This window comes from Erysipelothrix inopinata, from assembly GCF_014396165.1.
GTDB lineage: Bacteria > Bacillota_I > Bacilli_A > Erysipelotrichales > Erysipelotrichaceae > Erysipelothrix > Erysipelothrix inopinata.
The window spans coordinates 879,341-903,380 of the sequence record NZ_CP060715.1 but is presented as its reverse complement, the minus strand read 5'-3'; the positions used below and the strand labels follow the sequence as shown (position 1 = coordinate 903,380).

Sequence of the window (24,040 nt, the reverse complement as noted above, 5' to 3'; positions counted from 1 at the left end):
TCTATCCGACTCGTGTGGATAAAGTCTCGAAATTTAAGCATGTTCCGGACCCTATTTTGAGTCGTATTGACGAAACAATGACCTACACGAAAATACGATAGGCTTCTACTCCCTTTACATTTATAATAATATCAAATCAACCTTTGACTGTCAAAGAAGAATCCTGATTTTTTTCACGTTTAAAAAGATGATTTAAGAAGTAAGTAATGATTCTTCCCAGGAGTAATGTAGCGATAACAGTGCCCCACGTTAGCTTGCCACCAAGAATTAATCCAATTATAAGAAACGTTCCATCGGTTATCCAACGAATGACATAATATTGTGTTCCATACTTCTTAGCCAAACCCAAAATTAATGCATCAGTCCCCTGCTGACCAATTTCAGCAGAAATTGCCATAGCAATACCAATAGCTATGACGAAAATCCCAATGATGAACCACATGATATCCATCCAACCATCATGCATTAGGTTTAAACCCATTCCAAAATCAATTCCAAACTTCATAAAAAAAGGCGTCAAGAACGTACCAACTCCGACTTGTTTCCTATCTACAAAGAATGCTCCCGTAGCTAAAACTAAAAGTGTGAGGTTACTTATCGTCCCCACATCCATGCCAGTCGCTTTATTAACCCCATCAAAAAATACTGTAATTGGATCAGCACCATAACCTGAAAGCATACAATACGCAATTCCTAATCCTGAAAGAAAAGAGCCAACACATACTTTCAAAATTCGAAGGATATAATTGTTTTTCATATTATTCACCATCACTCAGAATTCAATCATAGCTTATTTCTCCATCGCATTCAAGACAATATGTAAACGTATACATTATATTCGGATGAAAATAAAAAGAGAGCCTTAAATTGCTCTCTTCAGTTTAATAGTTTTGAAAGGTTGACCAAACACTTCATCTGGTGAAAATCCTTCCAATTCAAATCCTAGATTTTTATAGAATGCTTCTGCTGTTTTATTTCCATTTTCAATTTCAACGACAAGGTACTTCGATTCTTTTTTAACACGTTTGGCGATTTCTTTGACAAAGTCCTTTCCAAGTCCTTGTTTTTGATATTTCGGTAGTATATAAATCGCATAAATACGCGTATCTTCTTCCCTAACCTGATATATTGAGAAACCATGAACTAATCCATCGTCTTCAGCCACAAGAATTCTATCTTTCTCAATTCGCTCAAGCAAAGCTTCATCTGAGTAATGAGTTTCTGTAAATTGTTCTTGGGTTTGAGGTGACATTACCTCTGAATACGCTTGACTCAGTGTTATATTTGCAATGAGTTGTATTGCGCCTATATCTTCTTTAGTTGCTATTCGTATCATAAAATCTCCTTTTAGATAATCGATACCGAAAGTGTACCAATTTCACACCAACTTATCAAGTACCTATCTTGCTCCACCATAAAAACAAGAAACGCTAATCAACGTTTCCTGTCTTTGTGTGTATTAGTTTGTATTTTTTCTTTTAAATACCACAAGTGCTAGACCAAGTACAATTATTGATGTTCCGAGTACTATAATGTTTGTATTCTTATCTTGTCCAGTAGTTGGTAGATTAGAAAGTACTTCATTATTTTCCTCCACTACCTCTAGATTAACTTCGTTATCCGGTGTATCAATATCTTCTGGCACTTCCGGTACTTCTGGTACTTCTGGTACTTCTGGAATTTCGTTGTTCCTACTATAAATTGCATACACAGTAATATCTTCTGTGATTAATGCTGTTTCAGGATCAAATGAAGTTCCCTCACCATTCAATTGAGTGTTCCATTCCTTAAATGTGTAACCTAATTTATTAGTTGTGGGAACACGGTCATTATCTACAGTCTGATTGTAATTTGCATTGAGTAGCGACGATTGATCACCATCAATAAAGGTGACTGTGAATGTATTAATTTCGTAGATTGCGTAAACCGTAATATCATCTTTAATTAATGCTGTTTCAGGATCAAATGAAGTTCCTTCACCATTCAATTGAGTATTCCATTCCTTAAATGTGTAACCTAATTTATTGGTTGTGGGAACATGGTCATTATCTACAGTCTGATTGTAATTTGCATAGAGTGACGTCGATTGTTCACCATCTATAAAGGTTACTGTGAATATATTAATTTCATAGATTGCGTAAACCGTAATATCTTCTGTAATTAATGCTGTTTCAGGATCAAATGAAGTTCCTTCACCATTCAATTGAGTATTCCATTCCTTGAATGTGTAACCTGATTTATTGGTTGTGGGAACACTGTCATTATCTACAGTCTGATTGTAATTTACATTGAGTGGCGTGGATTGATCACCATCAATAAAGGTGACTGTGAATGTATTAATTTCGTAAATTGCATACACCGTCATATCTTCGGTAATTAATGCTGTTTCAGGATCAAATGAAGTTCCTTCACCATTCAATTGAGTATTCCATTCCTTGAATGTGTAACCTGATTTATTGGTTGTGGGAACACGGTCATTATCTACAGTCTGATTGTAATTTGCATTGAGTGACGTCGATTGATCACCATCAATAAAGGTGACTGTGAATGTATTAATTTCGTAAATTGCGTAAACCGTAATATCTTCTGTAATTAATGCTGTTTCAGGATCAAATGATGTTCCTTCGCCATTCAATTGAGTGTTCCATTCCTTAAATGTGTAACCCAACTTGTTAGTTATTGGGACTAAATCTCCATCAACTGCCTGATTATATTCTGTTTCAATATTCGTTACAGTGCCATCATTTACAAATTTCACATTAACTTTTTCAGCTTCATAAATTGCTTTGTATTCGCTAGAATCTGATAGAAGTTCGGTATCTTCAGTTTTGGTAGTATATGTAGGATTCCATTCTTTAAATATCGTATGCGGTAGATTTGAAGTTGGAGTATCTAACATGAAAGAATTATAGTCGTTAGCTGTAATCAACAATTCTGAGTCCTCTTGAATGGTATAGCGGTCAAAATAACGTTTGGATGTACTACCATCATCAAATTTTCCATTCATTGCAAGTTTTGTGGGACCCACCATTAATCGATTATCGCCAATATAATTATACGATAGAAGATACGGGTCTGTTGTCTTTACCACAAGCGGTTGCTTAGCACCAGGATTCACGAAAAATAAATTTTGAGCTTGGTGTGGTTCGTTTATCTTCCATGAATTTAGGTTAATGTATTTTAATTGATATGTATGTGAGAATATTTGTGACATATATTCAACATTATCAACATTCCATTGAGAAACATCAATTTGTTCCAAGTTCTTCATATTTGAAAACATTTTATTTGCATAGATTAAGCTATCCAATTCCCAGTCCGCTACATTAAGCTTTTTAAAATTAGAACTCTCAAACATAGAAGAAGCATTGATGACATTCTGCATTTCAAAGTGACCAACTTCAATTTCTCCCGGCACAGGGTAACCATTTACTCTTGTAAACACTTCTGTCTTGAAAAACATGTATTCCGTTGTTTTTGCGCTTTCCGTTGTGATTGTGGAGAGGTCTAAAGTATTAAGTCCATGAGCCCCTGCAAACATATAGGAGAAGTTCTCCACTTTTTTTGTGTCAAAGCTGCTTAAGTCAACCGATTGAAGAGATCCTGTATTTCTGAACATCGCTTGCATTGTCAATGCATTACTTGTATCAAAACTAGACAAGTCCAATTTTTCCACACCTGATGCATCACCGAATGTCATAGTAAAGTTGGTTACGTTTTCGGTATTCCACCCCGTTAAGTTAATTGTTCTTAATTTAGTGGTGTATGAAAAAGTTCCCTCGAGGTTCTCAAGTTCCGTTGTTTTCCAAGAACTAAGATTCAACTCCCACAAGTCCGACTCTGCAAACATATATGACATATTGGTTACTTTAGAAACATCCCATCCATCTAAGTTTAATCGATTTAAAGATTGTGTCTTATAGAACATATAAGACATGTCATTTACATTAGATACATTCCAACCCGTTACATCTATGTTTGTAATTCTCCCAGAAGTTGAAAATAACGACGTCATTTTTGTAACATTAGAGACATCCAATCCAGCAAGTTCCACATTCGTTAAAACGGGATGATTTGAAAAAGATCTAGAAATGTCTGTGGCTTCAATTTCAACTAAAGGTTTAAAATTTGGATCATCCTGAGATGCAATAGATTCAAAGATTATCGATTGGAATCTTTTACTATCGTTACTTCCTTTCATTACAAACATTTCGAGTGATTTAATTTTTATTTGAACTTCTGTACCATTATCATCATAAATTGACGGGATATATACATTTGTCAGTGACTTATTTTCTAAGTCCTCTATAATCCAGACATTGCCTTGTTGTTTATTGATCTTCCAGTCTGATTCATTGAAGGTATGGCGTGCATCTACTCTTGTGAGTTCTTGAGGTTCAACTTTCTCTACAACAACTTCCTCAGATTTTGTTTCATTATCAACTTCGATTGGCTGTACTTCGCCTGTAACTTCTTGAACAACAACATTAGCTCTATCCGTATCTTCTTCTAGAGCATAAATTGAAGCATTTGACGCTAAGAGTGCAATAGTAATACTAGTAATACCAAACTTACTCAATTTATTCATAATCAATATTCCCCTTTACTTGACTCTATTTTAGCAACTCCTTATAAATGTAATTTCTATATCGTTACTAAAGTGAATTGTGATGTTATGAATGTGTAAAAAAAACTTCCTTCTCTAAACAAAGAAGGAAGTTTGTGTAAATTAAGAATCTTGGAACTGACTGTTATAAAGATCAGCATAGAATCCGTTTTGTTCCATAAGCTCGTCGTGATTTCCCATTTCAATAATATTTCCATCACGCATAACTAGAATCTTGTCAGCGTTTCGAATTGTGGATAAACGGTGAGCAATTACAAAGCTTGTGCGGCCTTTCATTAACTCAGCCATAGCTTCTTGAATCATTGCATCAAGACGTGTATCTACAGAACTTGTCGCTTCATCGAGGATTAGGATTTTCGGATCACTTAAGAGTGCACGTGCGATCGTAATCAATTGTTTTTCACCGTTAGAAATGTTTGAAGATTCTTCATTCAACTCCATATCATAACCATTTGGTAAGGTTGTAATGAAGTGGTGAACGTTGGTACGTTTCGCAGCATCAATGATATCTTCTAACATTGCATCAGGTTTCCCATAAGCAATGTTATCACGAATTTTACCACTGAATAACCATGTATCTTGAAGTACCATTCCAAATAGTGACCGTAAATCATCACGTTTCATATCACGAACATCAATACCATCAATTTTAATGGATCCTGAATCTACATCATAGAATCTCATGAGTAAGTTGATGATTGTTGTTTTACCAGCACCTGTTGGACCGACAATCGCAACCATTTCACCTGGTTTAATTTCAACACTTAGGTCCTTAATGATTGGTTGTTGTCCATATCCAAAGTAGACGTCTTCAAAGGATACAGAACCTTGGTAATTATCAATTTGAACTGGATTTTCAACATCATAAACGTCATCAGGTTCATCAAGGTATTCGAAGATACGATCCATAGCAGCCATCGCCCCTTGGATTGTAGGCGCTAATTGAGTCATTTGTGCAAGAGGTTGGTTTACTTGCCAAATATAACGTATAAACGCTTGTACGGCACCAACAGCCATCGCTCCCGTTAAGACACGCATTGCCCCCATGTATACCGCAATCGCAATTACGATATACGTTAACATAGAAACAGTTGGATTCATTAACCCTGAAATAAAGTTAGCTTTAAATCCGTTCTCGCAAAGTGTGTTATTAACTTTTTTGAAGTCATCAATTGCATTCTCTTGATAGTTATATAACTTAATTTCGTTAAATCCTGTAAATTTTTCTTGGATAACGCCATTCAAGTCCCCTAAAGCTTTTTGTTGTTTAGAGAAAAGAATACGAGATTTCGATCCAATAACGCGAATTGCAATAAAGCTAAGAGGAATAATTGTAATACCCACTAATGCAATTTGCCAGTCAATCACAAACATCATAATTACAGCGAAGGTTAATCCTAAAACTGCCATAACAATTTGCGAGAAACTTTGTTGAAGTGCTCCCGATAATGTTTCCACATCAGTAGCCATACGACTCATGAGGTCTCCCGCAGAGTGTTCGTCAAAGTAACGAATTGGAAGACGCGTCATCTTTTCTTTTACAGCATTACGAATATCATAAATTGTTGCTTGAATTGCATCAGAAATTAAATATTGCATTGCAAGACGTGATAACGCATTGACGATATAAATAATCAATAAAATGGTCATAATTTTAATAATTGCATCAAATTGAATATGTGCGCCTTCAATACCTTTACTGATTGCCAGGACATCATTACTTAATTGTGTTGTAACCATCCCTTCAATCATCGGTGCTGCCGCTGTAAGTACAGCTGCAACAAATAAGCAGATGATTGCAGTGATGAGTTTTCCTTTATAAGGAGCTAAAAATTCTAATAATTTCTTAAAGTTTTTCATACTGTTCCATCTCCTTTTCACTTAATTGAGATTTCGCAATTTGAACATAGATTGGACACTCTTTCATAAGTTCTAAGTGAGTTCCTTTACCTACGATTTTACCTTCATTCATAACAATTATTTGATCCGCATCAACGATTGAACTAATACGTTGTGCAACCACAAACATAATTGAATCTTGAACTTCATCTTTTAGGTTCTTTCGAATCATAGCATCTGTCTTATAATCAAGCGCAGAGAAACTATCATCGAAAATATAGATTTCAGGTTTACGAACAAGTGCACGAGCAATACTAAGTCGTTGTTTTTGTCCCCCTGAAACGTTGCTACCACCTTCGCTTAACCACTCTTCATATTGATGTGGTTTTTCATGAATAAAGTCACTTGCAGATGCAAGTTGTGCACTTTCTTCAATTTCTTCAGATGTAGCGAGTTCTTTACCATAACGAATATTTTGCGAAATACTTCCACTAAAGAGTAGTGCCTTTTGAGGAATAAATCCTACTTTATTACGAAGTGAATAGATATCGTATTCACGAACATCCACGCCATCTACGAGGACACGACCATTCGTAACATCATAGAATCTTACGATAAGATTAATTAACGTCGATTTACCACTACCCGTTGAGCCGATAAATGCGACTGTTTCACCTTTTTTTGCAGTGAAGTTAATATTTGTAAGAACATTTGCTTCCCCATCAGGATAAGCAAAGTCAACATTTTCAAACACAACTTCAGTGATTCCATTACCATCATGAACACCATTTTCTGGGTTTTGAATCATTGGTTCTTTGTTAAGAACTTCTTCGATACGACGTGCACTTACTGCTGCACGTGGATATTGAATAAATACTACAGAGAACAAGAGTAATGAGAATAATGCGTGGAATTGATATTCCAAGAACGCAACGATTGATCCGACTTCAAGAGTTCCTTTTGAAACCATAACGGATGCAAACCATAAAATAACAAGTACTGAAATTTCTAATATAAAGAAGAACAATGGTTCAGCACGTGCCATAACACGATAGAGACGTTTTGCTGTTGTTTCATATTCTTTATTAACTTTTTCAAAACGTTCTGATTCAGATTTATCTTTTCTAAAGGCACGAATGACACGAACACCTGTGATGTTTTCACGTGTGATTCGGCTTAATGTATCCATAAGTTTTTGTTGTTTACGACTTAAAGGACCACTTAATTTACCAACAATTACAACGACCAATAATATAAATGGTACACTCAATGAAATAATTAGAGCAAGTGTTGGGTTGGTTCTATAAATAAGATAACCACTAAACAAAATCATAAACGGAGAATGGAGACCCATTCTCAATAGCATTTGGACAAATAATTGAAGTTGGTATACATCTCCTGAAAGACGAGTAATCAATGAAGATACACCAAATTCATTATATTCTGAATGACCAAATTCTTGAGATTTTTCAAACATATCCGAACGAATATCACGTGTAATACGTGTTGCAATTCGACTGGATGTGTAGTTTAAAAGTACCGTACCGAGACCCCCGATAACTGCAATCCCTAAGAGCAGTAACCCTTGGTTTTGTATATATCGAATATCTTGGTTAGCGATACCTACGTTGATCATATTTGCCATGATGGTAGGAATTCCGAGTTCTACCAGCGCGAAGCAAAATACAGCCAACAAATTAAAGAAAAATAAGAGTTTATATTTCTTTAAATATCTAAGGATTAGCTTCATAATTTCCCTCCTATACAATTATCTACAGCCGTATTATAATAAAGTATAAGGTAACCTTATAGTCAAGGAGAAAACACAGATGAATAATAAAAATGATAAATTATCAACCGGGCAATTTTCAAAACTATGTAAAGTTCCTAAACATGTACTCTATTATTATGATGAAATTGACCTGTTCAAACCCGAATCAATTGACAGTAATGGCTATCGCTATTATGCCTACCATCAATACTATGCTTTTACAGTCATCACCTTTTTAAAAGATATGGGAATGCCACTTGAGGATATTAAAAAATACCTTGATGTACGTTCTCCACAACAGCTTACTTCTATTTTATCACAAAGATTAGATACAATCGAAAATCAGATTCAAACTCTGGAAATGAGTAAAAATTTTATATCTCATACTTTAAGCATGTTGCAAATTGCAGAACTCCAACCTGCCAACACATGTATGCTTGTTAATTCTGCTGAAGAACTCATCATTATTAGTAAAGCTATTGATACACATAACGCCCATGGATATTTAACAGACTACATTAACTTTTGCGAAGATAACAATATCTTGTTCGCAAATTACATTGGATCAATCACGCATAAAGATAAGATTTTCGCTAAACAGTATGAAGCACCCAACCATCTTTTCGTCACTAAATTAAATCATAAGTCAAGTGATAATGATTTTATCAAACCTGCAGGAACCTATCTTACATACTATCATCACGGAAGTTTTGATACTTTGTATATTGGATATGAAGCGATGATTCAGTTTGCTTCGGACAAAAATCTTGATTTGGAAGATTTTTTTTATGAGAAACTTCTCGTTAATGAAATAACCGTGAAAACAGAAGATGAATTTATCATCGAACTCTCTATCCGTATTAAATAAGACGCTCAAATTGAGCGTCTTACTTTATAGTGTTGATAATAACTCGGATGCATAGCGTTTATAGATTGAATCATTCGCTACATTAACACAGTTTTGAAGGGCTTTTTTCCCTTTCTCAAGATCTTCAAGTTTCAAATATGCCATCCCTTTTAAGAGTTCATATTGCGGGTTTTGATGTTTCATCGCATCTTGATGTTTTGCTTCAATTATTTCCAGAATTTTATCATAAGATTCTTTATAATAGAGTCCCACTAAATCAAGCTTGGCTGTATAGGTAATAATAAATAACGAATCCAATTTGCTTTTCCCTTTCGCAATCATTGTTTCAATTGTACCATTACGTAGTGATTCAAATTCACCCCATGTCATTTTTGGATTTTCTTTAACCTGACGTAAGAACTCAAAGCGATTTTTAAGAATTTTATCTTCAAGCCATAATTCATAATCATTCAAGAATTCATTAACTTCTTCATCATGATTACGATGTAAAATTGTAATTCCGTAACTTTCAATTAAAGTGTCAGATTTCGTTTTGAGTGGATAAGATTCGATTGCTTGTTTTAAAATATCATGATACGTTCCACACACCCATTGCGCGTCTACAATAAAATCAAAGCTTTTAAGAAAGCGATCTTCATGACTGCTGTTAATCTTACGTCTCATACTTACTAAAATCATGGGTGCTGTGATTGCTGTAATCAAAATCATCCAGATGGTATCACCAAATCCTTCAGTAAAAATATTATAGAGTGTTACAGACAACAAGCCGCCAACTACAATATAAGATGTAACATTCGTAACCATCGTTAGAAATTTGAGTTGTTTACTCGCTGATTTCAGTGTTTCCTGCGCGTTTTTTTCAAGTTCGTTCATACCATTACCTCGCTTACCTATACTCTACCCAAAATTGGACAAAAAGAAAAGAGGCTAAGCCTCTTTCTTCCATTCATTACGCATCAATCCATAACAATGGATATCATTGTAACGACCCTCACGATAAATCATATCGCGCATCGTTCCTTCTTTGGTAAATCCAAATTTTTCGTATAATCCCATCGCACGTTTATTAAAATCAAAAACGTGGAGATAGAGACGGTTAAGATTTAATCCTTCAAATCCCCATTCTAGAAGTTGTGCCATGACTATTGAACCAATTCCTTGACTCCAATAGTTCTTATCACCAATTACGATTGCTAATTCAGCGTGTCGATTACGTTGGTCCATGTTCATAAATGCACATTGACCTACCGGTTTCCCATCAACTTCTACGATATATGTCATGCCGTCAATTAGAATCTGGCACCATGCTTCAACCTCTTCATAAGACATGGGTCTTAGGAATCCGGATTGATCATAGATTGCTACCTCAGGATCATTTCGCCATTGATAATAATAAGGTACATGTTCTGCTGAAAACTTTTTATATTTAATATCCATCGTTTATCCTCTTTATTTTACAATTCCAATATAAGGTGCAATTGAGATAATTACAGCTGCAACAAGAAGGAGCACTGTTAAGATTCTCAATGTAAATTTAAGGTATTTATCATATGGTACGTTCACAAGTTCTAAGGTTCCCATGATCGTAGCTGAAGGATAAATCCCCGACATAAAGTTAACTCCTGCCGCAAAGGCACTAATTAACAAAATCTGTCCCCCGGATTCTCCAACTGCACTCGTTGTAAATAAAGCAGCAGCAACAGCACCAAGGATTGGCATCGAAATACCCGCAACACCACTTGTAGATTGGAGGAATATACCAATCAACACATAGGCTAGAATTGCAAAGATTCCAAATACCCAAAGTGGGACACTCGATAACGCATTAGAAATCCAGTAAATAAATGTAATCGACATACCCATGGTCGAGTTACCCATGATTATAGCGATACCACGAGCAATCGCAAGTACTACGACAACACCAAGGAGATCTTTCATCCCATCAATAAATATTTTCAAGAATTCTGATTCAGATAGGTTATTAATCATCTTAAGAACAAAAGCCCCTAATATAAATAGGAAAGCAAATTCATTAAATCCCCAAGTTCCTAAAGGTGTAATATGACCTGCTCCGAGTAGATTCCCAAGAAGTGGAATTTTAGCAAGTGCAGTGAATGGTGCATTAATAGCATTCGCAACTCCAGCTCCTGCAATTTCTTCCCATGGGAAATATCCTAGGATAGTCATCACAACAATTAAAATAAGAACAAGTGCTGACTGTTTTCGTTTTTTGGTAAATTCGGGCAACTGTTCGTTACGGTCAATCAAAGTATTCACACCTTCAACATCTGCAAGAATTGATTTTTCAGGATTACTTTTAACTTTATTTGCATACTGAATCATCATCATCGTTCCAACCACATAAAGTGCTAAGAAGATAATTGTTCTAAGAACGATACCACTTCCGATTGATAACTCAGGGTTCCCGATAGCTGCGACTGCAGCACCTGTTGAGAATGGGTTAACCATGGAAGCCATATTCCCGATCGTTGATCCAATAAAGATAACACCAAGTCCTGTCATAACGTCATATCCCGCCAATACAAAGAGCGGTACAATTACGACTGCGAAAGCAGTGATTTCTTCCCAGAATCCAAAGGAGGTTCCTAGAACTGCAAATACAAACATCATTACGGCAATGAGTGCACTCCCCTTAAATTTAGATAAGAGACTTCCAATCCCCGCATCTAAGGCACCAACATGGTGAAGAACACTTAGGAACCCACCTGCTGATAAAATACCAATCGCAACATCACTGGATTTTTGGAAACCCAGTACCGGAGCCATTAAGACATCCCAGAATCCAAACGGTTGGAGCCCTTGGCCTTGTAAGATATTTCCATCTGCATCCATGACTGCATTTAGAATAATTTTACCCGATTCCTTATCAAAGACAGATTGTGGAATAAAATAACTTAACAATGCCGTAATCACAAGTGCTATAAAAACAATTGTGTATGAACTCGGCATCTTAAATCGCTTTTTCTTGTCCATTTTACTTCACCACAAGATTCAAGAATGCTTGTGCATAAACGTTCATTGCTTTTTTCATATCTTCAATTTTAATTCGTTCATTAGGTTGGTGTTCTGTTTTCTCAGCACCAGGGAAGATTGCTCCAAAAGCAACAACATTATCCATCGCACGTGCATAGGTTGCACCACCACTAGCAATTGGTTGTGTAACCATATCGCCAGTAACTTCTTGGTATGCTCCCATTAAGTTTAGGATAAATTCTGAATCTTTTTCAACATAAATTGATTTTAAATAATCAAATAGATCAACATTAATACGATATTCATGAGCGGTCTTCTTTAAGATCTCTTCAACTTTATCTTTTGGATAAGTAACGGGGAAACGAATATCGATACCTACTTCTTGAATATTTTCTTTAAAGTTAACTTTACCAACGTTAAACATTAATTTACCGGAAATGTCATCTTGAACATCACCATAAATTAAACGACCGTTAGCATCTGTTCCCTTTTCAACAATAAAATCAATCATATCATTACGTTTATCTGCGTTATAAAGAGCTTGTGCAAGATAGACGATTGCGTTTTCACCCTTGTCTGCAACTTGAGCATGCATTGCTTTACCTTGTACCGTTATAACATTATCCTTTACAGTATATTTGTAACCAAGGTTATCAAGTTCTTCAGCCACTTTCGCATCATAAGTTGTTTGTGCTGATGATGGTACCGCATTAAGTGCATCACCACCAGAAAGCATGATATCTGATTTTTGGTGTGAAATAAGTGTATACTCAATCAAACCTTTTTCAGCATAAATTAATGGAAATGATGAATCGGGTGTAAATCCTTTTGTAGGAAGTTCTTCTTTTGCTACATAAGCATTCATACAACGCCATAGTGATTCTTCATCTGTTCCAAAGATAAAGCGTACTCTTTGGTTTAAAGTAACCCCTTGATCTAATAGAATCTTTAAAGCATACATTGATGCAAGTGTTGGTCCTTTATCATCTTGTGATCCACGTCCCATTAAGAAGCCGTCAGCTTCAACAAGTTCAAATGGATTTGTATTCCATGCATCAAGATCACCCACAGGAACGACATCCATGTGTCCTAAGACACCAAACATCTCTTCCCCCTCACCAATCTCAGCATAACCATAATATCCCTCAGGATCGATATATGTCTTAAATCCCATTTCATTGGAAATTGCGATCACTTCTTCAAGTGCTTTTTGAATGTTTTCCCCAAATGGTTTAGCGCCATTTTCATCAAGAACACTACCAATGCCCACAAGACGTCCTAAATCACGTTTGTAATCATCAAATGCTTCATCAATTAATAATTTTAAATCCATATAGTTCCTCCTTTTTCCATTTACAATATTATGTAAAGGTCTCAGTACTATTGTACCACCTCTTCAACAATTAAGTTATAATACTTTATAGAAAAGAGGGGATGACAATGAACTTACATACTTTTCAAAACTGGGTTAAAGAACATTACAAGGAACGCGGTTGGTCTGATTTAGATATCTTTATTAGAATTGGCTTTCTTGCTGAAGAAACAGGAGAAGTAGCACAAGCTATTCGCGCATTAGAGATTGGTCGTGATCGTCCTGATGAGGATATACAATCAGATCTCGAGCTTAAAGCCAATCTTACCGAAGAACTTGGAGATGTCCTGGGAAATATTATCGTCATAGCAAACCACTACGATTTAGATCTCGAAGACATTTTCGAATCCCATAAATCGAAACTAGAATCACGTTATGCAGAAAAACAAAAGGCCGACTAACGGCCTTTTTCTATAGAAATGATTCTGGAAGTTCATTCAATTTTTGATTGATGGTTTCCTTGGAAATATGATGTTTGAGAACATATCTATTTCGTGGATGAATCATACATTCGCGACAACAGCTTCCCAATGTTTTTTCTTCACTGTCTTCACTCATGATAATCTGTTTATTACACTCTGGATTCGCACAGTTTAAGTAACGTTCACTAGGTTTTAAGGTTAGAATATCTTTTCCAACTACAACAGGATTAACACGATTGATTGGAACGGATAAACGTTTATCAAATACATAACATGCGCCATCCCAAAGCTCTCCTTGGACTGTTTCATCGTAACCATACGTTACAATTCCACCATGAAGTTGACCAACATCATCATGACCTTCCGCCTTAAGCCAACCCGAAAACTTCTCGCAACGGACGCCACCAGTACAGTAGGTTAGTATCTTCTTCCCTTCAAGTAATTCATCATTATCCTTAATCCATTGGGGAAGTTCTCTAAATGTTTTAATATCTGGCTTAATTGCTCCTTGAAAGTGTCCTAAGTCAAATTCGTAATCATTTCTGGCATCAATAATTACAGTATTTTCATCTTTCATTGCTTCGTAAAATGCTACTGGTTCTAAATATGTACCGGTCAATTCCAGTGGGTTCACATCTTCCTCAAGTTTTAAATTCACAAGTTCTGGTTTAAAACGCACATGCATTTTATCAAAAGCATGTTCATAAGCAAGATCCTGTTTGAAAACAAGATTTTTAAAACGTACATCGTTATGAAGGCCATCCATATAAGCTTGTGTTTGATCAATGGTTCCCGAAACCGTACCATTAATCCCCTCATGCGATACGATAATTCGTCCTTTAATGCCTAAGCTATTACAAAATGCAAGATGTTCTTCTTTGAATTGCTCAGGATTCTCAATAGTTACATATTGATAATAAAGGAGCACTCGATAGTTTGGTTCCATATTATGCCTTCTTTCTATGCATTAAGTTTAATCAATTTATTTCCCGACACGCAACCATAATGACTAGAAAAAAGACTCTACGAATAGAGTCATAATGTTACTTCAACTTTATATGTATCAGGATTATAATAAGATACACCATAGCCCATCGACAATCCATCTTTCGACGTCATCATGCGACTTATTTCTATAATTGGAGTATTCATTTTAATCTTTAACATTTTCATATACTGTACCGGTACAAGTGCTGCATGGAATTCATAGTGCGTGGTACCTCGTGCCATAAACTCATTGAGCTCATGCGCTTTAGAAAATATTTCCATCTCTTTATCTGAAAAATCACGTCTTTTAAAGTATAATTCTTCGACAGCTATCGGATGCGAGTTTTGCGATAGTAAACGTGTAACTTTGATGATTTGATCATCATTTTTCAGAGCAAGCGCTTTTTGAACTGCAACATCAGCACGCGCTTTAACATCAAAGTACAAAAGCGTTACATCCATAGAATCATCATATTCAAGACTGTTTTTTCTATGTAAACTTCGATTCGCTACAAAGGTCCCTTTGTTCGCTTCACGATAAAGATAGCCCTCATTAACCAGTTCATCTATAGCACGACGGACAGTCATTCGACTTGCTCGATATAAGATTGCGAGGTCCCTTTCACTATCTAAAGGTGAATTCGCTGGAGCCTCATTGATGTGATTGATCAAGTCTTCTTTAATTTGTAAATATATTGGAACTGCCACGATACCTCCACCTAAACTATTTTAAGAAAGCAAATGGACGCCATGGTTTCGCGAAGTCTAATAACATCATTTCATTTTCAGGAATGTGACCCACAACATTACGTCTACCGTCATTTGGCATATCTTTCATTACGATTTGGAGTTCCCCTTTATAGCGAGGATACTCATCATTAAGTATTATAACATCTCCACGCTTTAAATCACGAGTGTTTTCTGGACGTACAGATTCATTCGCATAAGTAATACGTGTCATCGTTGAACGAACCATATATTCGCTCATATCCCCTCGAACATGATGCTCATGTTCATAAATAATTTTACGCTCTGACTCTTGGAGTTCTTTCTCAAAGTCTATTTTAAAGGATAAAAGACCTGGATTAATTTTTGAACAAATTTCAAGTTCATCATCAGATGCATACGTATTTGCAATAATAATATCATCAATCATTTGCGTTGCAACTAAGTGACGAATTTGCACATCGATTGGTAAATCACGGTGTGCTTCTAAAGTACATAGTCCTTCATTGACAGGCCATGGTCCAAAAGTATCTGCATTTTGGCTCGATACAAAGGCAGCTATAGGGAGTCCCAATTTTTTGACTTTATCATTACAAAAATCAAAATGAGATTGACTTAACCCTGTATAACGTTGTGGATAAAAATTATGACATGTAATAATTGTATTCGGATTCGGATAATGGCTCATGACATTTTCAACATAATCATTACCCAAACTTGAGTTCAATTCAATTTTTAAACCGTAAGGATTAAATGACAATTGACTTTCAAGCCCCCCACCGAAGCCTTCATCAAGTCGAATGCCATCCACATTCATTTCATGAAAGAATGATAAGTCAGTATACTCTAACCCAAGTTCCTTAAATATAAAAGGTGCTATATCTAAAATAACTTCCATTCCTTCTTCGTGAGCCGCTTTATTAATCTCACGATATTCTTCAATGATACTTTCTCTTGTTTTTCCTTCAACACTCAGTAAACTTAAAAAAACACGACGAAATCCTGCTTTCCCCGCTTTGCGTATATACGCAACATCATCATTCACATTTGAGTTATCTGGATATAGTGATATACCTAATCTTGCCATTTCATCCTCCGTATTTATTTCTTCTTATATAACAATACAACACTCACGATCACAAGGATGATCCCCGACAGCATCATCATGAAACCATTCTTTTGTAACGATGAATACATAATGAGTAGCGTGCCCATACTTAATATAAATAGATACCATTGTTTCATAAATATACTCCTTGATTATGATGTTATATTGTTTAAATAATGACAAATTTAGAGAGGAAGAATCCTCTCTAAATGATACTTCTATTTTAACACACTTTTTTATGCAGCTTCTTTAATTTCAACTTTATTCGCTACAACTACGAAGATTCCCCAAATAAATACTGCGATTGCAAAGTTAACAAGTGATAACAATGCTGCTGGTAATGAGAATCCTGTTGCCATCCAAGCATAAAGCACTGGTGGCATTACCCAAGGAACTTCTAGGAATACAGGTGGCACTAAGCCCCATGCTGTTGCTGCGTAACCAATAATTACTAGAATTGTTGGTACTAAGATCCAAGGAATAATATAAATTGGGTTCAATACAATTGGTAAACCAAAGATAACAGGTTCGTTGATATTGAATGCTCCCATTGCAACACTAAGACGTGCTACAGCACGATCTTCACTTCGTTTTGAGAAGATAAAGATTGCGACAATTAATGCTAAAGTACATCCTGCTCCACCCATCCATGCGTATGCATCGAATGAACCACGTGTCCATAAGTATGGTAAATTTTTGATTGGTGTACCTGAGTTATAAGCATTTGTATTCGCAACTAATGCTGATTTGTAAACACCATCTAAAGCTGGTGCTAAAACGTTTGTACCGTGAAGTCCAAAGAACCAGAAGACCGATACTGCGATTGTAACAAGTAGAACAGATCCCAAGCTTTGTGAGATGTTCAAGAATGGTGCCTGTACATATTGAAGAATTAAGTCACCAATACTTGTTTCAAGATATGTACCTGTTAAGTAAGCAAGTAATGCAACTGAGTAAAGTGCTGCAAGACCTGGAATGATTGAAGCAAACGCACGTGATACTGCTGGTGGTACTTCATCCGGTAACTTAATAGTAATATCTTTATTCATAAGTTTTGCGTAAATTATAGTAGAAATAAATCCAATGATTAATGCTGTAAAGAGTCCCTTAGCATCTAAATACGCTACGCTTAAGAATCCCCAACCAACAACTGCTTCTGTTGCACCTTCCGGTGTAATTGAAGCAACTTGTGGTGTTACAACAATAAATGCAGCAAGTGAGATTAATCCACCAGCAAGTGGATCAACATCATAAGCTTTTGCTAATTGATAACCAATAGCGTAAGCAAAGATTAATGCCAACATTGCTAAAGTTCCCCACCAAACATAACCATTAATTCCGATTAACCATCCAAATGCTTCAGTAATACCTTCGCCGCCAAACTTAGCTGGCAAGTCACGTACTAACGCATTCAATAGAACAGCTACTGAACCCGCCATAGTAATAGGCATAATACTTACGAATGCATCACGAATAGCAACAAGATGTTTTTGTGAACCTATCTTGACTGCGATAGGAACAAAGTGTTTCTCCATCCAAGATGTAAATACTTCCATTTTCCCTCTCCTTCGATAACTATGTATCTGAGTAAGGTTGTGTTAAAAACCACTTAACATGTTTAGATCTTATGGTCTATACCACAGCCACAGTTATAATATACCACAAAAAATTTATACCGCAAGCGTTTTCAGGTAATTAACAATAAAAGTTGTAGGTACAATTAACGGTAGTAATAAAAAACACCTTATAGTTACTATAAGATGTTATAAATGACGATTAATCCATTCCGCTATAACGGCAATTATTTTAGGCGCATCTGGAATTCGGAGTAAGTCATGTTCATATTCTGGATAAATTAGTATTTCTTTATCGTCACTTGCAATCTCATCATAAAATTTTTGACTCCCCTTGTAAGTGATGATCGGATCTTGTTGCCCATGAATTAATAAAACTGGTAGTTGGTACATAGCATAATTTTCTTGAATAAAAGTTGGTGCTTTAACCAAGCTTTCGACTAAAAATCTGCGTGTCGTTTTTTTTATGACGTATGGCGAATCCATTGCAATCAGTTGGCGAATACCACCATCACCGGTAGTTCCCATCATTTCTAAAAATTTCAACACCGAGATTTCATCATCAGTTACATCATTAAATTGACTCGCAATGGATAACCCTGCTCCTAATAAGATTTGTCCCGATACTTCGTAAGGATATAGAATTCCGTATAATGCGGTAATCATCCCACCCATACTAAATCCCATTGTATAAATCGGAAGTGTGCTGTCTTTATCTTTTACCCACTGAACACACTCGTTAAGATCGAGTGCAAAATCCTCATATGCCTCAAGATCTCCCAGTGGAGCCGTTGTTCGACCATGACCTCGCAAATCATATTTGAATACATTAAATCCGTACGCATTAAGTTGTGATGCGAGCTTGGAGTAATGTGCCGAATACTCCACAAAGCCATGACTGAAAATGACGGTTGCCTTAGCATCCTCAACAGGACTGTATTGATAGTTGATGGTGTAGCCATCATAAGTTGTAATTGGTTCCAAATCTATCCCTCAATTCTACGGCACTAATCATATCATAGTGTTCACAATCACGCATGCTTTACGCCATAGGATTTAAGGTGCGTTAAAGAGAAGGAGGTTGTCTATGAAACAAATTGTTATTACGCCGTATTTGTGATTTCCTGCACACGTTTAACATACCATCCTCTTTTTAACATACTTCTACCAATTTTCACAAACTTATCTATAAAAGGGTTGATATCGCTTACATCTCATTTGAGTTTAAGTGTAATTAGCGTTACGGTAGAGATACGAAAGGTAGGTATTGTATGAAATATTTAGTAATTGGTGCGGGTGGTGTCGGTTCTGGTATTGCTTCCGACATAGCTACCGCCGATGATACAACTCGAGTTGGAGTTGGGGATATTAATTTAGAAAGAGCGCAAGACGTTGCGAAAAAGATTGGCGTAAAGGCTGAAGCTGTTCATGTCGACATCTATGATGAAACACGCTTAAGAGATGTGATTCGTGATTATGATGTTATCGTAAATGCGACTGGACCGTTTTACAAAACAGCACGCCATATCATTGAAGCATGTATTAAAGAAAAAATTGATTATGTTGATATCGCTGATGACTCTTCTGCAGTAACAATGTTATTAGGTTATGAAGATGCATGTAAAGAAGCAGGTATCACTGCAATTATCTGCGCAGGTGCAAGCCCTGGATCTACCAATATGTTTGGTAAACTTGGTTCAGAATTACTTGACCGTACGGATGAAATTCATACTAACTGGGTTGTAAGTACTGTAGGAAGTACCCAAGCAGCAGGTGCTACACTATGGCATGCTATTGAAATGTCTACAGGAACATGTCCACAATTTTTAGACGGAAAGCTTACAGAAGTTGAAAGTGTCTCTGGAAAAGTGGATGTCGACTTTGGAGGTAAGTTAGGTTCCTATCCAATTTATTATGTTGGGCACGGTGAACCCCTCACACTTTCCCGTTCAATTCCTGGTGTCAAAACGGTGACAAATCGCGGTAACTTGTGGCCAATCGGTTCGGATATTTCATTCTACAAAATGTTCGAACAAGTTGGGCTAACACTCGATAAACCAATCCATATTAATGGTCAAGATATGAATCGTGATGACTTAATTGTAGATCTCGTCACTGATATTTCTCAAAATGTCGAGCCAGAAGATATTGCTCCAGAAGACGATATTGGTAGTGCATCGCAAGTTCATGTGATTGGTATGAAAGATGGAAAGAAAACCGAGTATAAATTTTCGAGAATGGGACGTATGAATATGTCAACTGCACTCCCTTGCTCATTCGCAGCACAAACTCTTGCCCATAATAAAGGCAAAGCCATTGGCCTCTTTGGACCAGAAGGATTCCTCGATGCTACTGAATTCTTTAAGTACCTTATGTCAAAAGGAAATGAGTACGAAGTCCAAATTCTTGTTGAAGGAGAACTAGTTGAGAAAAAACCACTTGTATTATAAAAAAAGAGCTTCGGCTCTTTTTTATATTTCTAATAGTCCATTTTCACTAACTTGGTAGGATGTTTCCATAACTTCTTCAATTAATGCACGGTCATGAGTGATACAAAGAATGCTTCCTCGATACTCTTTTAAGAGTGACATCATCTCAAGACGCGAGCGATAACTTAAATTACGCGATGGTTCATCCAACACTAAAATGTCGGATTGATTTAAAACAAGTTTCAATAAAAGCACTTTTGTTCGTTGCCCTCCCGATAAATATTTAAGTGGCGTATGTATTTCGTCATACGTAAGATTCAAAGAAGTCAGATGATTGGTTACTTTTTTTATGTGTTCAACTTCTGAATTAATCTGACAGGTTTCAAGTGGCGTTAAGTCAAGGTTTAGTTGGTCAAGATATGCTTGACCCATATATCCAACATTCGCAGTCTTTTCCAACTGAGTTTTGAACTGTTTGAGTAGTGTTGTTTTCCCAACACCATTATTTCCAGTTAATGCAATCTTCTCTCCCGGTCTAATATGGAGTAAATAGTTAGATCCAAGATGTTTTCCGTCAATGTCATTACGAGGAACTTCTAAGTTATAGTGTCGCAACACACCTGAAAAATCCTCGAATGAAAGTTGTATTGAACGTTCCTCTTCTACTTTTGAATTTACCTCTTCGCGATCATATCGTTTTCGCGTTGCCTTCAAGGCTTTCATTTTCTTTTGTAGTCCCGGATCTTGTCGGGCTACATGTTGAAGTTGATGGGACACTTGTTGATATTGTCGCTGCCACTTTTGATCCTTAATATTTTGTTCTCTTTTTTGAGTATCAATTTTTTGATTTGTGTTGTTAGCTGAATTTTCGCGGTGATTCATATATTCATCATACGTTCCATTCCAAACCGTCACTTGAGATCGTGATTTTCGATGAATGTGTTCAAAATGCACTACCTTATTTGCAAGATTACGAATGAACTCTAAATCATGAGATACAAATATTACAGGTTGTTCACACGAATCCACCCACGATTCAAGCCAAAGTAGTGATTCTAAATCTAAATTATTAGTTGGTTCATCCAAGAGATAAACATCAGCTTCAGAAAGTATCATTTTTAAAATTTGAATTTTAACACGCTCTCCACCACTAAAACTGTGAAGTTCACGATCAAAATCTTCGTCTTCTAATTCTGGTAAGATAATCGGCTGATGTTGTGCAAACAAGCCATATTGTTCCCAATTATTATTAATGACGTATTCTAGTAAGGTTAATGATTCTTCTTCAACTGCAATATCTTGTTGAAGTCTGTAAAACGAAATATCATGACTTATTTGAAAGTCTACAACTAAATCAGTTAACGGACTTCTTGACAAAGTTTTGAGTAATAGGGACTTGCCACTCCCTTCTTCTCCGATAATCGCGATTTTATCATTTTGATTTACGGACATAGAAAAAGGCGCAATGAGTTCGCGCCCTTGTTGTGTGTTTATTGCAACACTAAATGTAAACATGGTAAAAACTCCTCTCGTATAATTATTTTTTATCTACAGAGTTTTCTCCCATTAGTGTCACCGGATAGCGATTTGCTACCTTTCTAGTCAAATAAAGTTTAAAACTTAAGAATGTGTTTGTCAACATTTTCGAATTTATTTTTCCTTCGAACGTTTAAGATCAATCATATGGTAGTGTGCATAGGGCTCATACCCGAGCCTTTCATAAATTCTTGCAGCTGAAGGATTTGTATAAAATAGAACCCCTTTGCGCCCTTGTGCATATAAATCATCACTCATCAACTTAACAATCTCACTTGCATATCCTTTTTTTTGGTGGTCATCATCAGTACAAACACCAATGATCATGGCAGCATCATTAGTTTTCGCAACATAACTTGCGATTGAAACTAATCTACCATCAACTTTAATCCCATATGAAACACGTTCACCAGAAATTAATTCATCACGATATCGTTCAACAGGTATCGGTTTACCACCAAAATGTTTATTTAAAAGTTGAACACTTGCTTGTGCATCATCTTCTGTGAGGACTCTCGCTCTTCCTGAATCTAATTTAATATCTTTAGGATTATATGCGGATAATATCGAAACATGATTAATGTCAATAAGATGATCCAACCTATCACCAACTTGTTTCCATGTTGATTCTCCCATAAAAATACGAGGAAATGATTCGGTCTCTACCAACGTTTCAATAGCGTCAAACACTTCTTCCGTTATATTTCCATAGACATGAAGGCTATCATCTCTAAAGCGAAACAAGACACACTCTAGTCTTCCACCCTCATAAAATCCGTAGTATCTTTGGATTGAATCATTAAAACCAAATGCAAAAAGATCACCAATCAAAAATAGATTTGTATATGGATCTCGATTTAAAAATTCAATTAATTCTTCTTTATTTTCATCATCAAGTTTAATCATGTTTTCATCACCTATATTATTTTTCTATAATTGCGTAGTAATTATTTTCTAAGTCTGAAAAATTAAAAGTACGTTTAGATTCTATATTACTTAGTTCACTTATATTCTGATTTAAGTTTTTAATTCTTTGGTACACTTCTTCAACATTATCTACTTGAAATAAAAGTGAAGGACTATTGTTTAATACTTCCGGTGAAACCTGTTCAATAAAACTTCTTTTAAAGAATACAAGGCTAACTGAGTCTTCAAGGATTAACGTCATCTTCTTCGACTCATCGAACATTGCCTCTTCATTTAAAAATCCTCCAAGTGCTTGTTGAAAGAACTTCGCATTTTCAATTTCATTATTAACATATATCATGATTTCAACATTCATTATCGACACCTTCTTTTCGTTAGATACACTTTAACATATTTACCAAGGTCACAGCTTAATGATGATATTAAAAAAGTTGTAATTCTTAAGAACTACAACTTTAATACTTAATTAACTGTTTCAGGATAGCCATAATCGTTTGCATTTACATCGCCTGGTAAGCAGTAGAAGTAAATAACAATGAATTGACCAATAACTGGAATTAAGTTAAAGAAGATGAATAATGTTGATTTTCCAGTGTCGTGAAGACGACGGATTTGCATAGAAATTGTTGATAACAACATGATAATTGTAATTGTTGTAACTACAATGTACATTAGGGTTGGAAGTTTCACAACTTTCCCAATCATTGAACTCACAATCCCTAAAATAATATTAACCCCAAAGTTAAATAACATTACCCATAACATTGTCATCCAGAAATCATGACGTGAAATACGACCTTGACTGTTGAACATATGGTCGAAGTAACTCTTTAAATAGTTCATATAATCCTCCTATAAAT

The 24,040-nt window shown here is 35.8% G+C and carries 22 protein-coding genes; 3 read left to right on the top strand and 19 right to left on the bottom strand.

Annotation, left to right across the window (positions count from 1 at the left end):
- Window positions 1-136: 136 nt before the first annotated feature.
- The 5 genes from H9L01_RS04430 to H9L01_RS04410 form a co-directional block, all read right to left on the bottom strand.
- Complete coding sequence (locus H9L01_RS04430) at window positions 137-757, bottom strand: YczE/YyaS/YitT family protein (RefSeq protein ID WP_187534805.1); 621 nt, start codon at window positions 755-757, stop codon at window positions 137-139.
- A gap of 105 nt (window positions 758-862) precedes the next feature.
- Window positions 863-1,336 carry a GNAT family N-acetyltransferase gene (locus tag H9L01_RS04425; protein ID WP_187534804.1) on the bottom strand — a complete coding sequence of 158 codons (474 nt, stop codon included), beginning with the start codon at window positions 1,334-1,336 and terminating at the stop codon, window positions 863-865.
- Between the two features lie 123 nt (window positions 1,337-1,459).
- The gene (locus H9L01_RS04420; RefSeq protein ID WP_187534803.1) at window positions 1,460-4,588 is read right to left on the bottom strand and encodes a BspA family leucine-rich repeat surface protein; all 3,129 of its coding nucleotides are present in this window, start codon (window positions 4,586-4,588) and stop codon (window positions 1,460-1,462) included.
- A 141-nt stretch (window positions 4,589-4,729) separates the two neighbouring features.
- Window positions 4,730-6,487: an ABC transporter ATP-binding protein gene (locus tag H9L01_RS04415; RefSeq protein ID WP_187534802.1), complete on the bottom strand. Its 1,758-nt coding sequence runs from the start codon at window positions 6,485-6,487 to the stop codon at window positions 4,730-4,732.
- Complete coding sequence (locus tag H9L01_RS04410; RefSeq protein ID WP_187534801.1) at window positions 6,474-8,216, bottom strand: ABC transporter ATP-binding protein; 1,743 nt, start codon at window positions 8,214-8,216, stop codon at window positions 6,474-6,476. The genes H9L01_RS04415 and H9L01_RS04410 overlap by 14 nt, the downstream gene beginning before the upstream one ends.
- 79 nt (window positions 8,217-8,295) lie before the next feature.
- On the opposite strand from H9L01_RS04410, the gene H9L01_RS04405 reads away from it, so the two are divergent.
- Window positions 8,296-9,105, top strand: coding sequence for a MerR family transcriptional regulator (locus tag H9L01_RS04405; protein ID WP_187534800.1), 810 nt, complete (start codon window positions 8,296-8,298; stop codon window positions 9,103-9,105).
- 24 nt (window positions 9,106-9,129) lie between these two features.
- Here H9L01_RS04405 and H9L01_RS04400 read toward each other — a convergent pair whose 3' ends face one another.
- From H9L01_RS04400 to H9L01_RS04385, 4 genes are read right to left on the bottom strand one after another with little or no spacing between them, the layout of a single operon-like run.
- Complete coding sequence (locus H9L01_RS04400) at window positions 9,130-9,978, bottom strand: hypothetical protein (RefSeq protein ID WP_187534799.1); 849 nt, start codon at window positions 9,976-9,978, stop codon at window positions 9,130-9,132.
- A gap of 54 nt (window positions 9,979-10,032) precedes the next feature.
- Window positions 10,033-10,542, bottom strand: coding sequence for a GNAT family N-acetyltransferase (locus H9L01_RS04395; RefSeq protein WP_187534798.1), 510 nt, complete (start codon window positions 10,540-10,542; stop codon window positions 10,033-10,035).
- 12 nt (window positions 10,543-10,554) lie between these two features.
- Complete coding sequence (locus H9L01_RS04390) at window positions 10,555-12,099, bottom strand: YfcC family protein (RefSeq protein ID WP_187534797.1); 1,545 nt, start codon at window positions 12,097-12,099, stop codon at window positions 10,555-10,557.
- Window position 12,100: 1 nt separating this feature from the next.
- Window positions 12,101-13,432, bottom strand: a complete 1,332-nt coding sequence (locus H9L01_RS04385) for a Sapep family Mn(2+)-dependent dipeptidase (protein ID WP_187534796.1) — start codon at window positions 13,430-13,432, stop codon at window positions 12,101-12,103.
- A gap of 107 nt (window positions 13,433-13,539) precedes the next feature.
- On the opposite strand from H9L01_RS04385, the gene H9L01_RS04380 reads away from it, so the two are divergent.
- Window positions 13,540-13,872 carry a MazG nucleotide pyrophosphohydrolase domain-containing protein gene (locus H9L01_RS04380; protein WP_187534795.1) on the top strand — a complete coding sequence of 111 codons (333 nt, stop codon included), beginning with the start codon at window positions 13,540-13,542 and terminating at the stop codon, window positions 13,870-13,872.
- A gap of 10 nt (window positions 13,873-13,882) precedes the next feature.
- Here H9L01_RS04380 and trhO read toward each other — a convergent pair whose 3' ends face one another.
- The 6 genes from trhO to H9L01_RS04350 all read right to left on the bottom strand — a co-directional run bounded on the left by trhO (window position 13,883) and on the right by H9L01_RS04350 (window position 19,272).
- A complete protein-coding gene (gene trhO, locus H9L01_RS04375) occupies window positions 13,883-14,839 on the bottom strand; it encodes an oxygen-dependent tRNA uridine(34) hydroxylase TrhO (RefSeq protein ID WP_187534794.1) in 957 nt (318 codons plus the stop codon).
- A gap of 89 nt (window positions 14,840-14,928) precedes the next feature.
- Window positions 14,929-15,588: a GntR family transcriptional regulator gene (locus H9L01_RS04370; RefSeq protein ID WP_187534793.1), complete on the bottom strand. Its 660-nt coding sequence runs from the start codon at window positions 15,586-15,588 to the stop codon at window positions 14,929-14,931.
- Window positions 15,589-15,604: 16 nt separating this feature from the next.
- Window positions 15,605-16,693, bottom strand: coding sequence for a DUF871 domain-containing protein (locus tag H9L01_RS04365; protein WP_187534792.1), 1,089 nt, complete (start codon window positions 16,691-16,693; stop codon window positions 15,605-15,607).
- 14 nt (window positions 16,694-16,707) lie between these two features.
- A complete protein-coding gene (locus H9L01_RS04360; RefSeq protein ID WP_187534791.1) occupies window positions 16,708-16,851 on the bottom strand; it encodes a hypothetical protein in 144 nt (47 codons plus the stop codon).
- Between the two features lie 99 nt (window positions 16,852-16,950).
- Complete coding sequence (locus H9L01_RS04355) at window positions 16,951-18,270, bottom strand: PTS sugar transporter subunit IIC (RefSeq protein ID WP_187534790.1); 1,320 nt, start codon at window positions 18,268-18,270, stop codon at window positions 16,951-16,953.
- A 207-nt stretch (window positions 18,271-18,477) separates the two neighbouring features.
- Complete coding sequence (locus tag H9L01_RS04350) at window positions 18,478-19,272, bottom strand: alpha/beta fold hydrolase (protein ID WP_187534789.1); 795 nt, start codon at window positions 19,270-19,272, stop codon at window positions 18,478-18,480.
- 287 nt (window positions 19,273-19,559) lie between these two features.
- Between H9L01_RS04350 and H9L01_RS04345 the strand changes: the two genes are divergently transcribed.
- Window positions 19,560-20,738, top strand: coding sequence for a saccharopine dehydrogenase family protein (locus tag H9L01_RS04345; protein WP_187534788.1), 1,179 nt, complete (start codon window positions 19,560-19,562; stop codon window positions 20,736-20,738).
- A 21-nt stretch (window positions 20,739-20,759) separates the two neighbouring features.
- On the opposite strand, the gene H9L01_RS04340 is transcribed toward H9L01_RS04345, so the two are convergent.
- The 4 genes from H9L01_RS04340 to H9L01_RS04325 form a co-directional block, all read right to left on the bottom strand.
- Entirely contained in the window at window positions 20,760-22,232 is a 1,473-nt protein-coding gene (locus H9L01_RS04340; protein ID WP_187534787.1) for an ATP-binding cassette domain-containing protein, read from the bottom strand.
- A 135-nt stretch (window positions 22,233-22,367) separates the two neighbouring features.
- On the bottom strand, window positions 22,368-23,159 hold the full coding sequence (locus H9L01_RS04335) for a GNAT family N-acetyltransferase (protein ID WP_187534786.1): 792 nt from the start codon (window positions 23,157-23,159) through the stop codon (window positions 22,368-22,370).
- Window positions 23,160-23,175: 16 nt separating this feature from the next.
- Window positions 23,176-23,535 (bottom strand): VOC family protein, encoded by a 360-nt coding sequence (locus tag H9L01_RS04330; protein WP_187534785.1) that lies wholly within the window; start codon window positions 23,533-23,535, stop codon window positions 23,176-23,178.
- Between the two features lie 107 nt (window positions 23,536-23,642).
- Window positions 23,643-24,023: a DUF805 domain-containing protein gene (locus H9L01_RS04325; protein WP_187534784.1), complete on the bottom strand. Its 381-nt coding sequence runs from the start codon at window positions 24,021-24,023 to the stop codon at window positions 23,643-23,645.
- Between the last annotated feature and the right edge of the window lie 17 nt (window positions 24,024-24,040).

Bases quoted from the DNA above. Each gene is read 5' to 3' on its own strand.
- H9L01_RS04430 (WP_187534805.1), bottom strand. From the start codon at position 757: ATGAAAAACAATTATATCCTTCGAATTTTGAAAGTATGTGTTGGCTCT.
- H9L01_RS04425 (WP_187534804.1), bottom strand. From the start codon at position 1,336: ATGATACGAATAGCAACTAAAGAAGATATAGGCGCAATACAACTCATT.
- H9L01_RS04420 (WP_187534803.1), bottom strand. From the start codon at position 4,588: ATGAATAAATTGAGTAAGTTTGGTATTACTAGTATTACTATTGCACTC.
- H9L01_RS04415 (WP_187534802.1), bottom strand. From the start codon at position 6,487: ATGAAAAACTTTAAGAAATTATTAGAATTTTTAGCTCCTTATAAAGGA.
- H9L01_RS04410 (WP_187534801.1), bottom strand. From the start codon at position 8,216: ATGAAGCTAATCCTTAGATATTTAAAGAAATATAAACTCTTATTTTTC.
- H9L01_RS04405 (WP_187534800.1), top strand. From the start codon at position 8,296: ATGAATAATAAAAATGATAAATTATCAACCGGGCAATTTTCAAAACTA.
- H9L01_RS04400 (WP_187534799.1), bottom strand. From the start codon at position 9,978: ATGAACGAACTTGAAAAAAACGCGCAGGAAACACTGAAATCAGCGAGT.
- H9L01_RS04395 (WP_187534798.1), bottom strand. From the start codon at position 10,542: ATGGATATTAAATATAAAAAGTTTTCAGCAGAACATGTACCTTATTAT.
- H9L01_RS04390 (WP_187534797.1), bottom strand. From the start codon at position 12,099: ATGGACAAGAAAAAGCGATTTAAGATGCCGAGTTCATACACAATTGTT.
- H9L01_RS04385 (WP_187534796.1), bottom strand. From the start codon at position 13,432: ATGGATTTAAAATTATTAATTGATGAAGCATTTGATGATTACAAACGT.
- H9L01_RS04380 (WP_187534795.1), top strand. From the start codon at position 13,540: ATGAACTTACATACTTTTCAAAACTGGGTTAAAGAACATTACAAGGAA.
- trhO (WP_187534794.1), bottom strand. From the start codon at position 14,839: ATGGAACCAAACTATCGAGTGCTCCTTTATTATCAATATGTAACTATT.
- H9L01_RS04365 (WP_187534792.1), bottom strand. From the start codon at position 16,693: ATGGCAAGATTAGGTATATCACTATATCCAGATAACTCAAATGTGAAT.
- H9L01_RS04360 (WP_187534791.1), bottom strand. From the start codon at position 16,851: ATGAAACAATGGTATCTATTTATATTAAGTATGGGCACGCTACTCATT.
- H9L01_RS04355 (WP_187534790.1), bottom strand. From the start codon at position 18,270: ATGGAAGTATTTACATCTTGGATGGAGAAACACTTTGTTCCTATCGCA.
- H9L01_RS04345 (WP_187534788.1), top strand. From the start codon at position 19,560: ATGAAATATTTAGTAATTGGTGCGGGTGGTGTCGGTTCTGGTATTGCT.
- H9L01_RS04340 (WP_187534787.1), bottom strand. From the start codon at position 22,232: ATGTTTACATTTAGTGTTGCAATAAACACACAACAAGGGCGCGAACTC.
- H9L01_RS04335 (WP_187534786.1), bottom strand. From the start codon at position 23,159: ATGATTAAACTTGATGATGAAAATAAAGAAGAATTAATTGAATTTTTA.
- H9L01_RS04330 (WP_187534785.1), bottom strand. From the start codon at position 23,535: ATGAATGTTGAAATCATGATATATGTTAATAATGAAATTGAAAATGCG.
- H9L01_RS04325 (WP_187534784.1), bottom strand. From the start codon at position 24,023: ATGAACTATTTAAAGAGTTACTTCGACCATATGTTCAACAGTCAAGGT.